Here is a 12,532-nt window from a genome sequence, read left to right on the forward strand (position 1 = left end):
ACCCGATGACCTTGACCCCCGCCCTGCTGGCCGCGGCGGCCGCGCTCGCCTGCGCGACCGGCGCCTCGGCCCAGATCTCGGACGACACCGTCCGCATCGGCTTCATCAGCGACATGTCCGGCGTGTACCGCGACTACGACGGCCCGGCCGGGGCCGAGGCCATCCGCATGGCGATCGCCGACATGGGCGGCAGCATCGCGGGCAAGAAGATCGAGCTGCTCACGGCCGACCACCAGAACAAGTCCGACATCGCCGCCGCCAAGGCCCGCGAATGGTTCGACGTGGACAAGGTGGACATGCTCATCGGCGGCGTGAACTCCGGTGCCGCCATCGCCATGGCCGGCGTGGCCCGCGACAAGAAGAAGCCCTACTTCGTCGTCGGCTCCGGCGCCTCGGGCCTGACCAACGAGCACTGCTCGCCCTTCACCGTCATGTATGCCTACGACACCGTGGCCATGGCCCGCGGCACCGCCAGCGCCGTGGTCAAGGGGGGCGGCAAGCGCTGGTTCTTCGTCACGGCCGACTATGCCTTCGGCAACGCGCTGCAGGCCGATGCGAGCAAGGTGGTGGAGGCCGGTGGCGGCACCGTGGCCGGCGCGGTCAAGCATCCGCTGGGCGCGAGCGACTTCTCCTCGTACATGCTGCAGGCCACCAGCGCCAAGCCCGACGTGCTGGCCCTGGCCAACGCGGGTGGCGACACGGTCAACGCCATCAAGTCCGCGGCCGAGTTCGGCCTGGCGCAGAAGATGAAGCTGGCCGGCATGATCATCACCATCCAGGACGTGCACGCGCTGGGCCTGAAGACCGCGCAGGGCATGTTCCTGACCGACAGCTGGTACTGGAACCAGAGCCCCGAATCGCGGGCCTGGGCGCGGCGCTTCTTCGACCGGCACAAGCGCATGCCCACCTCCTTCCATGCCGGCGACTATTCCGCCGCGCTGCAGTACTTCAAGGCCGTGCAGGCGGCCGGCAGCGACGACGGCGAGAAGGTGATGGCGCAGCTGAAGAAGACGAAGTTCGACGACATGTTCGTGCAGGGCGGCTGGCTGCGCGACGACGGGCTGATGGTGCACGACATGCACCTGATGCAGGTGAAGACGCCCGCGGAATCGAAGGAGCCCTGGGACTACTACAAGGTGGTCGAGGCCATCCGCGGCGAGGCCGCCTGGACCACGCGCGCCGAAAGCCGCTGCGCACGCTGGAAGGCCTCATGAGCAGGCCACCGGACGTGCGCCGTGTCGGCATCGTCGGCACCGGCGTGATCGGCGCCAGCTGGGCCGCCTTCTTCCTGGCGCGCGGGCTGGACGTGTCGGCCACCGACCCCGCGGCCGGTGCCGAGGATCGGCTGCGCGCGGCGGTCGACCGTCACTGGCCGACGCTGCAGCGCATGGGCCTGGCCGAGGGCGCGTCACCCACCCGGCTGCGCTTCGACGCCTCGCTGGAGCGGGCGCTGGAGGGCTGCGACTTCGTGCAGGAGAGCGGCCCCGAGCGCGCCGACTTCAAGGCCGAGCTCTATGCCCGCATGGACGCCGCCACGCCGCCGCAGGTGCTGCTGGCCAGCAGCAGCTCGGGCCTGCCGGTCAGCGGCATGCAGGTGCGCTGCGATGCGCCCCAGCGTGTGGTGCTGGGCCATCCCTTCAACCCGCCGCACCTGATCCCGCTGGTGGAGGTGGGCGGCGGCGAGGCGACGGCGCCCGAGGCCATCGAACGGGCCATGGCCTTCTATGCGGCGCTGGGAAAGCGGCCCATCCACGTGCGGCGCGAGGTGCTGGGCCACATCGCCAACCGGCTGCAGGCGGCGCTGTGGCGCGAGGCCTTCCACCTCGTCGACCAGGGCGTGGCCAGCGTGGCCGACATCGACGTCGCCATCGCGCATGGCCCGGGCCTGCGCTGGGCGGTGATGGGCCCCTTCATGAACCTGCACCTGTCGGGCGGCGAAGGCGGCATGGCGCATCTGCTGGAACACCTGGGCGGACCCATCGAAAGCTGGTGGCGCGACCTGGGCCAGCCCGCCATGACGCCCGCGCTGAAGGCCCGCGTGGTGCAGGGCGTGGCCGAGGCCCGCGGCGACCGCCGCGAAGCGGCGATGGCCCGCAGCCGCGACGACCTGCTGATCGACCTGATGCGCGCCAAGGCCGGGGACGGCACCCTGCCGTGACCGCACGTCCTGCCCGCTTTCGAGAGACGCCCATGTCCCCCATCGACTTCCTCGCCGACCCGGAGCAGGTCGCGCCACCGCGCGCCGTGCGCATCGACTTCGACGACGGCAGCTTCTCGCTGCGCTCGCCCGTCGCCCTGCAGCCCTATGCCCGCTGCGTGGGCGAATGGCTGGAGCACTGGGCCGGACGCACGCCCGACGCGCTGGCGCTGGCCGAGCGCACGCCCGATGGCACCGGCTGGCGGCGCCTGGGCTATGCACAGCTGCGTGCGCAGGTCGGCCGCATAGCGCAGGCGCTGCTCGACCTGCGGCTGCCCGAGGGCGCGCCGGTGGTGATCCTGTCGGACAACAGCATCGACCATGCGGTGATGATGCTGGCGGCCATGCACATCGGGCGGCCGAGCTGCTCGCTCTCCAGCGCCTATTCGCGCCTGACGCAGGACCACACGCGCCTGGCCGGCATGCTGCGGCTGCTGGGACCCGGGCTGATCTATGCGGCCGATGCGCAGGTCTACGGCCCCGCCATCGCCGCCTGCGACCTCGACGTGCCCTGCGTGTTCAGCGCCCATGCCGGTGCGTGGCCCGGCGGCCTGGCCTTCGACACCCTGTGCGCCACGCCCGAGACACCCGCGGTGCGCGACGCCTTCGCGGCCATCGGCCCCGAGACGCATGCCAAGTACCTGATGACCTCGGGCTCCACCGGCCATCCCAAGGCGGTGATCAACACCCACCGCATGCTGTGCGCCAACCAGCAGATGATGGCCCAGACCTGGCCCTTCCTGACGCAGGAGCCGCCGGTGCTGGTGGACTGGCTGCCCTGGAGCCACACCTTCGGCGGCAACCACAACCTCCACATGGTGCTGGCCCACGGCGGCGCGCTCTACATCGACGAAGGGCGGCCCGCCCCGGGCCTGGTCGAGAAGACGGCGCGCAACCTGCGCGAGGTGCGGCCCACGCTGTGGTTCAACGTGCCGCGCGGCTTCGACATGCTGCTGCCGCTGATGGAGGCCGACGCGGCGCTGGCGGCGGACATCCTCTCGCGGCTGCGGCTGGCCTTCTACGCGGCGGCGGCGCTGTCGCCGTCCACCTGGCAGCGGCTGCAGGCGCTGGCCGAGCGCGTGCGGCCGGGCCGGCCGCTGTGGCTCACCACCTCCTGGGGCTGCACCGAGACCTCGCCGGCCATCACCTCGGCGCACTGGGCGCTCGACGGCGCCGGCTGCATCGGCAACCCGCTGCCCGGCATGGAGGTGCGCTTCGTGCCCAACGGCGGCAAGCTGGAGATGCGCATCCGCGGCGTGACGGTGACGCCCGGCTACCGGCACCAGCCGCGCGAGACGGCCGCCGCCTTCGACGCCGAGGGCTACTACCGCATCGGCGATGCGGGCTACCTGGTGGATGCGGCGCGGCCCGAGCGCGGCATCGTCTTCGATGGCCGCGTGGCCGAGGACTTCAAGCTCGGCAGCGGCACCTGGGTGTCGGTGGGCCCGCTGCGCATCGAGCTGGTGTCGCAGCTCGCGCCCTGGGTGCAGGACCTGGTGCTCACCGGCCACGACCGCGAGGCCGTGGGCCTGCTGGTCTTTCCCAGCCCGCAGGGCGCCGCCGAGCCGGCCAGGCTGCGCGAGGCCTTGCAGGCCGCCCTGCGCCAGCGCCTGGCCGCGGGCCTGGGCTCCGCGCGCTGCCCGACGCGGGCGCTGGTGCTGTCCACCCCACCCAGCGCCGACCATGGCGAGATCACCGACAAGGCCTATGTCAACCAGCGTGCCGTGCTGGCAAGGCGCGCCGACGCCGTGGCACGCCTGCATGCGGCCGTGGCGGATGCCGAGGTGGTCGTCGCCGGCTGACTGTCGACGGGGGAACCCGCCCGTGCGCTGCACGCGCGGCCAGCCTCTGGCATGCTGGCCCGCTTCGTTCAGCCCCACGGCCGCTGCGGCCGCCTCCATCCATGACGACCACGCCTGACCTTTCCGCCTTCCCCATCACCCGCAAGTGGCCGGCCGCGCACCCGGACCGGCTGCAGCTCTATTCGCTGCCCACGCCCAACGGCGTGAAGGCGTCGATCATGCTGGAGGAATGCGGCCTGCCCTACGAGGTGCACCGCGTGGACTTCGGCGCCAACGACCAGACCTCGCCCGAGTTCCTGTCGCTCAACCCGAACAACAAGATCCCGGCGATCCTCGACCCGAACGGGCCTGACGGCCAGCCGCTGGCGCTGTTCGAGTCGGGTGCCATCCTGGTGTACCTGGCCGACAAGACCGGCCAGTTCATGCCCAAGGACGCGGCGGGCCGCTACCACGCGCTGCAGTGGCTGATGTTCCAGATGGGCGGCATCGGGCCCATGTTTGGCCAGTTGGGCTTCTTCCACAAGTTCGCCGGCAAGGACTACGAGGACAAGCGGCCGCGCGACCGCTACGTCGCCGAATCCAAGCGGCTGCTGGGCGTGCTGGACAAGCACCTGGCGGGCAAGGACTGGGTCCTGGGCAGCGACTATTCGATCGCCGACATCGCGATCTTCCCGTGGGTGCGCAACCTGGTCGGCTTCTACGAGGCGCGCGAACTGGTGGGCTTCGGCGACTTCGCGCAGGTGCAGCGCGTGCTGGACGCCTTCGTCGCGCGTCCGGCGGTGGCGCGCGGGCTGAACATTCCGCCCGCGCCCGCCAAGTGACGAGGCTCAGCGCCAGTGCAGCCGGCGCCGCACCACGGGCCGGCTGATGGCCGCGATGGCCAGGCCGGCGATGGCGGCCGAGGCGATCAGCGCGAAGGACTTGGAAATGACCAGGCCCTTCACCGGCCGACGTGCGCCTTCGTCGCGCTTGCGCGGCGGCGGGCTGACCGTCACCGACACCGGGTCGCTGGCGGGAAAGGATTGCTCGATGCCCTCGTCGAGCGTGGCCTCGTCGGGCTCGCGCTTCTCGGGCGGTGCCACCTTCTCGGCCGCCTGCGGATTGTCGGCAGTGGGAAAGCGGAAGGCGTCGGGCGGGGTGTTCTTGTCGTCCTGGCTCATGGGGGCTCCTCGTTCCATGGGGTGTAGAGAACCCGCGGTGCGGGCTGGCGGGCCAGCCTAGCGCGCCCGGGCGCGTGGACTGTGGGACCAGACCGCGAATCGGGTAGGAACAGCGTCGCGTCTGCGGGCGCGATGACGGGCAAATGGCCACCGCCCGCAGGCGACTGCACCGCCCCGGTGCGCTGGCTATAGTTCCGCGGCTCGTTCATCCACACCGACAACGCGACGGAGACACCCATGCGCATCTGGCAGAAACCCATCTCGATCGAGGAACTCACCCGCAGCCATGTGGGCACCGTGGGCGGCCACATCGGCCTGGAGTTCGTGGAGATCGGCGACGACTACATCGTCGGCCGCGTGCCGGTGGACGCCCGCACCATCCAGCCCTACGGCATCCTGCATGGCGGCGTGTCGGTGGTGCTGGCCGAGACGCTGGGCTCCTGCGGCGCCCACTATTCGGTGCCCGAAGGCGAACGCACGGTCGGGCTGGACGTCAACGCCAACCACCTGCGCGCGGCCTCCAAGGGCTGGGTCACCGGCACCGCGCGGCCGGTCCATCGCGGCCGCAGCACCCATGTGTGGCAGATCGAGTTGCGCAACGACGCGGGCGAGCTGACCTGCGTCTCGCGCCTGACCATGGCGGTGCTGCAGCCGCGCTGAGCGGCCCGGGCCGACCTTCACGACAACGAACAACAAACACTCCGAGGAGAAACCCATGAGCCTTTTCCAGTGGCGCGAAGTCGCCATGACGGGCAACACCGTCGTCGCGCCCGATGAGCGCCTGTCCTGGCCGCAGACCGGCGCCATGGGCGTGCAGCACGTGATCGCCATGTTCGGCGCCACGGTGCTGGCGCCCATCCTGATGGGCTTCAACCCCAACGTGGCCATCCTGATGAGCGGCCTGGGCACGCTGATGTTCTACCTGCTCACGGGCGGGCGCGTGCCCAGCTACCTGGGCTCGAGCTTCGCCTTCATCGGCGTGGTGATTGCGGCCACCGGCTATGGCGGCCAGGGCCCCAATGCCAACCTGCCCGTCGCCCTGGGCGGCATCATCGTCTGCGGGCTGGTGTACTTCGGCATCGGCCTGCTGGTGCAGGCCATCGGCACGGGCTGGATCGAGCGCTTCATGCCGCCGGTGGTCACCGGCGCGGTGGTGGCCGTGATCGGCCTCAACCTGGCGAGCGTGCCGATCAAGAACATGGCGGCCGGCAACTTCGACAGCTGGATGCAGGCCATGACCTTCCTGTGCGTCGGGCTGGTGGCGGTGTTCGCGCGCGGCATGCTGCAGCGCCTGCTGATCCTGGCCGGGCTGCTCCTGGCCAGCGTGGTCTATGCCGTGCTGGCCAACGGGCTGGGCCTGGGCAAGCCGCTGGACCTGTCGGGCGTGGCCGCCGCGGCCTGGCTGGGCATGCCGGCCTTCACCGCGCCGCGCTTCGAGGCCAACGCCATGCTGTTGATCGCGCCCGTGGCCATCATCCTGGTGGCCGAGAACCTGGGCCACCTCAAGGCCGTCACGGCCATGACCGGCCGCAACCTCGACCCGCTGATCGGCCGCGCCTTCATGGGCGATGGCCTGGCCACCATGGTGAGCGGCGCGGCCGGCGGCACGGGCGTGACCACCTATGCCGAGAACATCGGCGTGATGGCCGCCACGCGCATCTATTCCACGGCCGTGTTCGTGGTGGCCGCCGTCATCGCGCTGGTGCTGGGCTTCAGCCCCAAGTTCGGCGCGCTGATCCAGGCCATTCCGCTGCCGGTGATGGGCGGTGTGTCCATCGTGGTGTTCGGCCTGATCGCCGTGGCCGGCGCCAAGATCTGGGTCGACAACCGGGTCGACTTTGCGGACAACCGCAACCTGATCGTCGCCGCCATCACGCTGATCGTGGGTACGGGCGACTTCACGCTCAAGTTCGGCCAGTTCGCGCTGGGCGGCATCGGCACCGCGACCTTCGGCGCCCTGCTGCTGTGGGCCATGCTGGGCCGCAGCGCAAACGCCCGGTCACATTGAGGCCCCCTGCGCAGCGCCGCCAGGCGGTGCTGCGCCGTTAGACTTCGAAGGTTTCGCCGTTCTGGCGAAACCTTTTTTCATTCACCGTCTTTTTCTCTCCACCGTCCCTCGATGGCCGATGCTTCCGCCGCACGCGCACGCGCGGTTTTCGAATTCAAGAGTGCCACGCTGCCCCTGGTGGCGGTGATCCTCAAGACCGCCGACCTGTCCGTGCTGACGGCCGCGCTCGACGCGCAACTGGCCGACTCGCCCGATTTCTTCGAGCAGGAGCCGGTGGTGATCGACCTCTCCCAGCTGCCCGAGGACGAGGCCGCCCGCAGCATCGACTTCAGGAAGCTGCGCACCATCCTCGCGCGGCACCAGACGCAGCCGGTGGCCGTGCGCGGCGCCGATGCGCGCCATGCCCAGGCCGCGCGCGCCGCGGGCCTGGCCATCGCCGCCCTGCCCGGCCCGGCCCCCGCCCGCCCGCCCGAGCCGCCCAGCCCCGCGCCGCAGATCGTGCGCGAAGTGCCGGTGCCGCAAGGCGGCACGCTGCTGATCGACCGGCCGCTGCGCTCGGGCCAGCAGGTCTACGCCCGCGGCGGCGACGTGATCGTCACCGGGCTGGTGAGCTTCGGCGCCGAGGTCATCGCCGACGGCAATGTGCATGTGTACGCGCCGCTGCGCGGCAAGGCCATCGCCGGGGCGCGCGGCGACACCGGCGCGCGCATCTTCACCACCTGCCTCGAAGCGCAGCTGGTGGCCGTGGCGGGCGTCTACCGCACCGCCGAGGTGGCCCTGCCCGCGGACGTGGCCGGCAAGCCGGCGCAGATCCGCCTGCAGGACGACAAGCTTCTGCTGGAAGCCATCACCGGCTGATGGCTCCCCGCAAAAAACCCCCCATTCCCCAGCGCAACAAGCGGCGCGAACCAGTCAAAAAAGGATTCAGGCAAATGACCAAGATCGTGGTGGTGACCTCGGGCAAGGGCGGCGTCGGCAAGACGACCTCCAGCGCGAGCTTCGCATCGGGCCTGGCCCTCGCGGGCAAGAAGACGGCCGTGATCGACTTCGACGTGGGCCTGCGCAACCTGGACCTGATCATGGGTTGCGAGCGCCGCGTGGTGTACGACTTCGTCAACGTGATCCAGGGCGAGGCCAACCTGACGCAGGCCCTGATCAAGGACAAGCTGTGCGACAACCTGTTCGTGCTGGCCGCCTCGCAGACGCGCGACAAGGAAGCGCTGACGCAGGACGGCGTGGGCCGCGTGCTCGAAGAGCTCAAGACGATGGACTTCGACTACATCGTCTGCGACTCGCCCGCCGGCATCGAGACCGGCGCGCTGATGGCCATGCACTTCGCCGACGAGGCGCTGGTGGTGACCAACCCCGAGGTGTCCTCGGTGCGCGACTCCGACCGCATCCTGGGCATGCTCAGCTCCAAGACCAAGCGGGCCAAGGACGGTGCCGACCCGATCAAGGAGCACCTGCTCATCACCCGCTACAACCCAACGCGCGTGGCCGACGGCCAGATGCTGTCGCTGGAGGACATCCAGGACATCCTGCGCATTCCGCTGATCGGCGTGATCCCGGAGTCGGAATCGGTGCTGCAGGCCTCCAACCAGGGCATCCCGGCGGTGCACGACAAGGAGAGCGATGTGGCCCAGGCCTACCTGGACGTGGTGGCGCGCTTCCTCGGCGAAGACCGTCCCATGCGTTTCACCGAAGCGGCCAAGCCCGGCTTCTTCAAGCGAATCTTCGGGAGGTAAGGCGCATGTCCTTCCTCTCCTTCCTGCTGGGCGAGAAGAAGAAGTCCGCGGCCGTCGCCAAGGAACGGCTGCAGATCATCCTGGCCCACGAGCGCGGCATCAACGCGCGCCGGCCCGACTACCTGCCGCAGTTGCAGCGCGAACTGCTGGAGGTGATCTCCAAGTACGTGTCGATCAAGGCCGAGGACATCAAGGTGCACCTGGAGAAGCAGGACGCGCTGGAAGTGCTCGAGGTCAAGATCGAGCTGCCGGACCTGCCGACCGCCGGCTCCACGCCCGCCGCCCGCTGACGCCCGGGCTTTGCGCCCGCGGCGGCTGCGGTTATCGTGGCCGCTCCACCGTATTCACCGAATGGAGAGACGCCCGATGGCCACCCGCAAGACCTCCTCGTCCACATCCGCCGGCGACGCCGGCCCGCTGCCCGATCCCATGGCCGCGCTGGCCGGCATGCAGGAGGCGGCCTCCAAGTCGCTGCAGGAGATGGCCCAGCGCATGCAGGGCATGGACGTGACCGGCACGGCCGCCCTGCTGCTGGAGAACGGCCGCAAGGACATGGAGGCGATGGTCAAAGCCAGCGCGATGGCGCGCGAGGGCCTGCAGACCGTGGTGCAGCGCCAGACCGAGATGCTCAAGCAGTCCATCGAGCAGTGGCGCGACACGCTGCAGGCGATGCCCGGCCAGGACATGAAGGCCCAGCTCGGCAAGATCGACAGCATGGGCCGCGCCGGCTTCCAGCAGGCGCTGGAAGACATCCGCGAACTGGCCGACCTGACCGCCAAGTCCCAGGCCGAAGCCTTCGAGATCGTGCGCCAGCGCGTCAACGAGAACGTGGAACAGGCCCGCCAGCTGCTGGCCCAGGGCATGGACGCGCACAAGAAGCGCTGAGCCCGCCCCCGGCCACCCAACGAAAAGAGCCTCCCGCGGGAGGCTCTTTCAATTGGCAGGTACCGATCGCAGGATCATTCGCTCGCCGGCAACCTCGACCCCAAGACTGCACAAGCGGCCGCGGAGCAGGCCATGCCAGTGCACCCGCGGAACCGGCTTTGCCGGGCCGGTGGGTGCGCCCCCGGTAGGGGGCTGGCGAAGCGGCACTACGTGCCGCGCAGCCTGGGGGCGAGTCAGGTACTCGGCTTGTCGCTGAGCGCCTTGAGGTTGTCCTTCAGCTCCTTGCTCATCGGCAGCCCGATGGCCTGGTTCTTCGGCGGGATCGGGCCCATGAACCACTTGGCGTACATCTTCTCGAACTCGCCCGACTTCATGAGGCCGGTGAAGACGCCGTCCACCAGCGCCTTGAACTTCGGATCGTCCTTGCGCAGCATGCAGGCATAGGGCTCCACCTGCAGCGCCTCGCCCACCACCTCCAGGCTGGCCGGGTCCTTGGCGTTGGCCTTCAGGCCGAAGAGCAGGATGTCGTCCATCGGGAAGGCCGCGGCGCGGTCGCTCTCGACCAGCAGCAGCGCATCGGCATGGTCCTTGGTGCCGATGATGTCCAGGTCCAGCTTCTTCTCTTCGTTGTACTTGCGCACGACCAGCATGTTGGTGGTGCCGGTGGTGATGGCCACCTTCTTGCCCTTGAGGTCGGCCCAGTCCTTGATGTTGGAACTCTTCTTCACCAGCGCGCGGGTGCCGGTGTAGAAGTGGTTGATGGCGAAGGCCACGTCCTTGCCGCGGGCGGTGTTGTTGGTGGTGGAGCCGCACTCCAGGTCGATGGTGCCGTTGGTCAGCAGTGGGATGCGGTTCTGCGAGGTGACGGGCATCAGCGCCACTTCCAGATTGGGCTTGTTGAGCTGCTTCTTGACCTCGGCCACCACGGCATTGCTCAGTTCCACCGCGAAGCCGATGGGCTTGCCGGGCGCTTCCAGGTAGCTGAAGGGCACCGAGGACTCGCGATAGGCCAGGGTGATCTTGTTGTCCTTGTCGATCTTGGCCAGCGTGTCCTGGCCCTGGGCCTGGGCGGCCTGCAGGCCGGCGATGCCCAGCAGGGCGGCGGTCATGAGGAGGGAAAGCTTCATGGAAACCTTTCTGTCGAAGATGCGTGTGAAGGAAGCGAGCACGACGGAAGAAGACGGACTCGTCAGGGACCCAAGCAAGGCGCCGGCCAGTGTGGCCGCAGGACCGGGCCGCCGCTCATGGTTTTTTCGCGGCCGGCCATGCCCAAAGCTTATGGATGCGCGCCGCGCCCCATGAGCTCGCGGCATGGCCCTGGATGGCTTTGGCATTGGCGGCGCGCAAGCACGCTCCGTAGAGTGCGGGTTCACCCTGACGGGCCAGCCCGCCGCCCTCTTCCGCGTCCCCTCTCCTCCGTCCGCACACCACCATGCACATCTGCATCCTCGGCGCCGGCATCGTCGGCCTGGCCACCGCGTGGGAACTCCAGGCCCAGGGCCACACCGTGACGGTGGTGGACCGCGCGGCGCCCGGAAGCGGCACCAGCAGCGGCAATGGCGCGCAGCTGAGCTACTCCTATGTGGCGCCGCTGGCCGATGCCTCCATCTGGGGCCAGTTGCCGCACCTGATGTTCTCCGCCGATTCGCCGCTGAAGCTGCGTCCCCAGCTGGACCCGCAGCAGTGGCGCTGGGGACTGGGCTTCATGGCCGCCTGCAACGACCGCAGCGCGGCACGCACGACGCAGGCCCTGCTGCAGCTGGCCGCGGCGAGCCGCGAGGGCTTCGAGGCCATGCGCGCGCAGCTTCAGCCCGACTGCGACTTTGCCGAGGCCGGCAAGCTGGTGCTCTACGGCAGTGCCGCGGGCGTGCAGGCGGCACGCCGGCAGGTGGCGCTGCAGCAATCGCTGGGCGGCGCGGCGCAGCGCGTGGTGACGCCGGACGAGGCGGTCGCGCTGGAGCCTGCCCTCGCCGGCTATCGCGGCCGCTTCGCCGGCGCGGTCTACACGGCGAGCGAGTGCGTGGCCGATTGCCTGAAGGTGTGCCAGGCGCTCGCTGCGGCCCTGCAGGCGCGCGGGGTGCAGTTCATCACGGCCGAGGTGCAGGGCTTCGAAGCCTCGCGTGGCCGTGCAAGGGCGGTGCGCACGCGCGAGCAAGGCGCCATCGCCGCCGATGCCTTCGTGGTCGCCGTCGGCGCCGCCGCGGCGCGCTTCGGCCGCATGCTGGGTGCCTACCTGCCGGTCTACCCGCTCAAGGGCTACAGCATCACGCTGCCGGTGCACGACACACCCGGTGCCGCGCCGGTGGTGAGCGTGACGGACACGACGCGCAAGACGGTGTTCGCGCGCATCGGCCAGCGGCTGCGCGTGGCCGGCATGGCGGAGCTGGTGGGCGAGGACCTGCGCATTCCGCCCGCGCGCATCGCCACGCTGCAGGCGGCCACGCAGGCGGTGTTTCCACAGGCCGCGGTGCAGGGCGCCGACCCGCAGCCCTGGGCGGGCCTGCGGCCGGCCACGCCCAGCGGACTGCCGCTGGTGGGCCATGCCGGGCGCGCGCCGGCCAACGTGCTGTTCAACGTCGGACATGGCGCGCTGGGCTTCACGCTGGCCTTCGGCACGGCGCGCCAGGTGGCGCACCTGCTGGCGGCCGACACCGCCCTGGTATCGGCCTGAAGGAACCACGGGAACGGTGCCGGCATGCCCGTCCGCGGGCACGACGCAGGCCTGCGCACGCCCC

Annotated in this window: 13 protein-coding genes; 11 read left to right on the forward strand and 2 right to left on the reverse strand. The window is 70.1% G+C overall.

The genetic code is table 11. The annotated features are described in order from the left end of the window. The first annotated feature begins 5 nt into the window (after positions 1-5). From L0984_RS10090 to L0984_RS10105, 4 genes are all read left to right on the forward strand, one after another. Positions 6-1,214 (forward strand): ABC transporter substrate-binding protein, encoded by a 1,209-nt coding sequence (locus L0984_RS10090; RefSeq protein WP_234193555.1) that lies wholly within the window; start codon positions 6-8, stop codon positions 1,212-1,214. Then, positions 1,211-2,158 (forward strand): 3-hydroxyacyl-CoA dehydrogenase NAD-binding domain-containing protein, encoded by a 948-nt coding sequence (locus tag L0984_RS10095; RefSeq protein WP_234193556.1) that lies wholly within the window; start codon positions 1,211-1,213, stop codon positions 2,156-2,158. The genes L0984_RS10090 and L0984_RS10095 overlap by 4 nt, the downstream gene beginning before the upstream one ends. A 32-nt stretch (positions 2,159-2,190) precedes the next feature. Further along, entirely contained in the window at positions 2,191-3,999 is a 1,809-nt protein-coding gene (locus tag L0984_RS10100) for a feruloyl-CoA synthase (protein ID WP_234193557.1), read from the forward strand. A 101-nt stretch (positions 4,000-4,100) separates the two neighbouring features. Then, positions 4,101-4,820 (forward strand): glutathione S-transferase N-terminal domain-containing protein, encoded by a 720-nt coding sequence (locus L0984_RS10105; protein WP_234193558.1) that lies wholly within the window; start codon positions 4,101-4,103, stop codon positions 4,818-4,820. A 6-nt stretch (positions 4,821-4,826) separates the two neighbouring features. On the opposite strand, the gene L0984_RS10110 is transcribed toward L0984_RS10105, so the two are convergent. Next, positions 4,827-5,159 carry a hypothetical protein gene (locus L0984_RS10110; RefSeq protein WP_017762217.1) on the reverse strand — a complete coding sequence of 111 codons (333 nt, stop codon included), beginning with the start codon at positions 5,157-5,159 and terminating at the stop codon, positions 4,827-4,829. 237 nt (positions 5,160-5,396) lie between these two features. Here L0984_RS10110 and L0984_RS10115 point away from each other — a divergent pair, with 237 nt between their 5' ends. From L0984_RS10115 to phaP, 6 genes are all read left to right on the forward strand, one after another. Further along, entirely contained in the window at positions 5,397-5,819 is a 423-nt protein-coding gene (locus L0984_RS10115) for a PaaI family thioesterase (protein WP_234193559.1), read from the forward strand. A 55-nt stretch (positions 5,820-5,874) separates the two neighbouring features. Further along, the gene (locus L0984_RS10120; RefSeq protein ID WP_234193560.1) at positions 5,875-7,167 is read left to right on the forward strand and encodes a solute carrier family 23 protein; all 1,293 of its coding nucleotides are present in this window, start codon (positions 5,875-5,877) and stop codon (positions 7,165-7,167) included. 111 nt (positions 7,168-7,278) lie between these two features. Then, positions 7,279-8,025, forward strand: a complete 747-nt coding sequence (minC, locus tag L0984_RS10125; protein WP_234193561.1) for a septum site-determining protein MinC — start codon at positions 7,279-7,281, stop codon at positions 8,023-8,025. 74 nt (positions 8,026-8,099) lie between these two features. Beyond that, positions 8,100-8,912, forward strand: a complete 813-nt coding sequence (gene minD / locus L0984_RS10130) for a septum site-determining protein MinD (RefSeq protein WP_234193562.1) — start codon at positions 8,100-8,102, stop codon at positions 8,910-8,912. Positions 8,913-8,917: 5 nt separating this feature from the next. Further along, positions 8,918-9,202 (forward strand): cell division topological specificity factor MinE, encoded by a 285-nt coding sequence (gene minE, locus L0984_RS10135; protein WP_017759337.1) that lies wholly within the window; start codon positions 8,918-8,920, stop codon positions 9,200-9,202. A 76-nt stretch (positions 9,203-9,278) separates the two neighbouring features. Further along, on the forward strand, positions 9,279-9,797 hold the full coding sequence (gene phaP, locus L0984_RS10140; protein WP_234193563.1) for a TIGR01841 family phasin: 519 nt from the start codon (positions 9,279-9,281) through the stop codon (positions 9,795-9,797). A 233-nt stretch (positions 9,798-10,030) separates the two neighbouring features. Here the strand turns inward: phaP and L0984_RS10145 are convergent, their stop codons facing one another. After that, on the reverse strand, positions 10,031-10,924 hold the full coding sequence (locus tag L0984_RS10145) for a transporter substrate-binding domain-containing protein (RefSeq protein ID WP_234193564.1): 894 nt from the start codon (positions 10,922-10,924) through the stop codon (positions 10,031-10,033). Positions 10,925-11,229: 305 nt separating this feature from the next. Here L0984_RS10145 and L0984_RS10150 point away from each other — a divergent pair, with 305 nt between their 5' ends. Further along, the gene (locus L0984_RS10150) at positions 11,230-12,468 is read left to right on the forward strand and encodes a D-amino acid dehydrogenase (protein ID WP_234193565.1); all 1,239 of its coding nucleotides are present in this window, start codon (positions 11,230-11,232) and stop codon (positions 12,466-12,468) included. Positions 12,469-12,532: the final 64 nt, after the last annotated feature.

Origin of the sequence: Pseudacidovorax sp. NFM-22 (genome assembly GCF_021401245.1) — a bacterium.
GTDB lineage: Bacteria > Pseudomonadota > Gammaproteobacteria > Burkholderiales > Burkholderiaceae_C > Xenophilus.

Bases quoted from the DNA above. Each gene is read 5' to 3' on its own strand.
- L0984_RS10090 (WP_234193555.1), top strand. From the start codon at position 6: ATGACCTTGACCCCCGCCCTGCTGGCCGCGGCGGCCGCGCTCGCCTGC.
- L0984_RS10095 (WP_234193556.1), top strand. From the start codon at position 1,211: ATGAGCAGGCCACCGGACGTGCGCCGTGTCGGCATCGTCGGCACCGGC.
- L0984_RS10100 (WP_234193557.1), top strand. From the start codon at position 2,191: ATGTCCCCCATCGACTTCCTCGCCGACCCGGAGCAGGTCGCGCCACCG.
- L0984_RS10105 (WP_234193558.1), top strand. From the start codon at position 4,101: ATGACGACCACGCCTGACCTTTCCGCCTTCCCCATCACCCGCAAGTGG.
- L0984_RS10110 (WP_017762217.1), bottom strand. From the start codon at position 5,159: ATGAGCCAGGACGACAAGAACACCCCGCCCGACGCCTTCCGCTTTCCC.
- L0984_RS10115 (WP_234193559.1), top strand. From the start codon at position 5,397: ATGCGCATCTGGCAGAAACCCATCTCGATCGAGGAACTCACCCGCAGC.
- L0984_RS10120 (WP_234193560.1), top strand. From the start codon at position 5,875: ATGAGCCTTTTCCAGTGGCGCGAAGTCGCCATGACGGGCAACACCGTC.
- minC (WP_234193561.1), top strand. From the start codon at position 7,279: ATGGCCGATGCTTCCGCCGCACGCGCACGCGCGGTTTTCGAATTCAAG.
- minD (WP_234193562.1), top strand. From the start codon at position 8,100: ATGACCAAGATCGTGGTGGTGACCTCGGGCAAGGGCGGCGTCGGCAAG.
- minE (WP_017759337.1), top strand. From the start codon at position 8,918: ATGTCCTTCCTCTCCTTCCTGCTGGGCGAGAAGAAGAAGTCCGCGGCC.
- phaP (WP_234193563.1), top strand. From the start codon at position 9,279: ATGGCCACCCGCAAGACCTCCTCGTCCACATCCGCCGGCGACGCCGGC.
- L0984_RS10145 (WP_234193564.1), bottom strand. From the start codon at position 10,924: ATGAAGCTTTCCCTCCTCATGACCGCCGCCCTGCTGGGCATCGCCGGC.
- L0984_RS10150 (WP_234193565.1), top strand. From the start codon at position 11,230: ATGCACATCTGCATCCTCGGCGCCGGCATCGTCGGCCTGGCCACCGCG.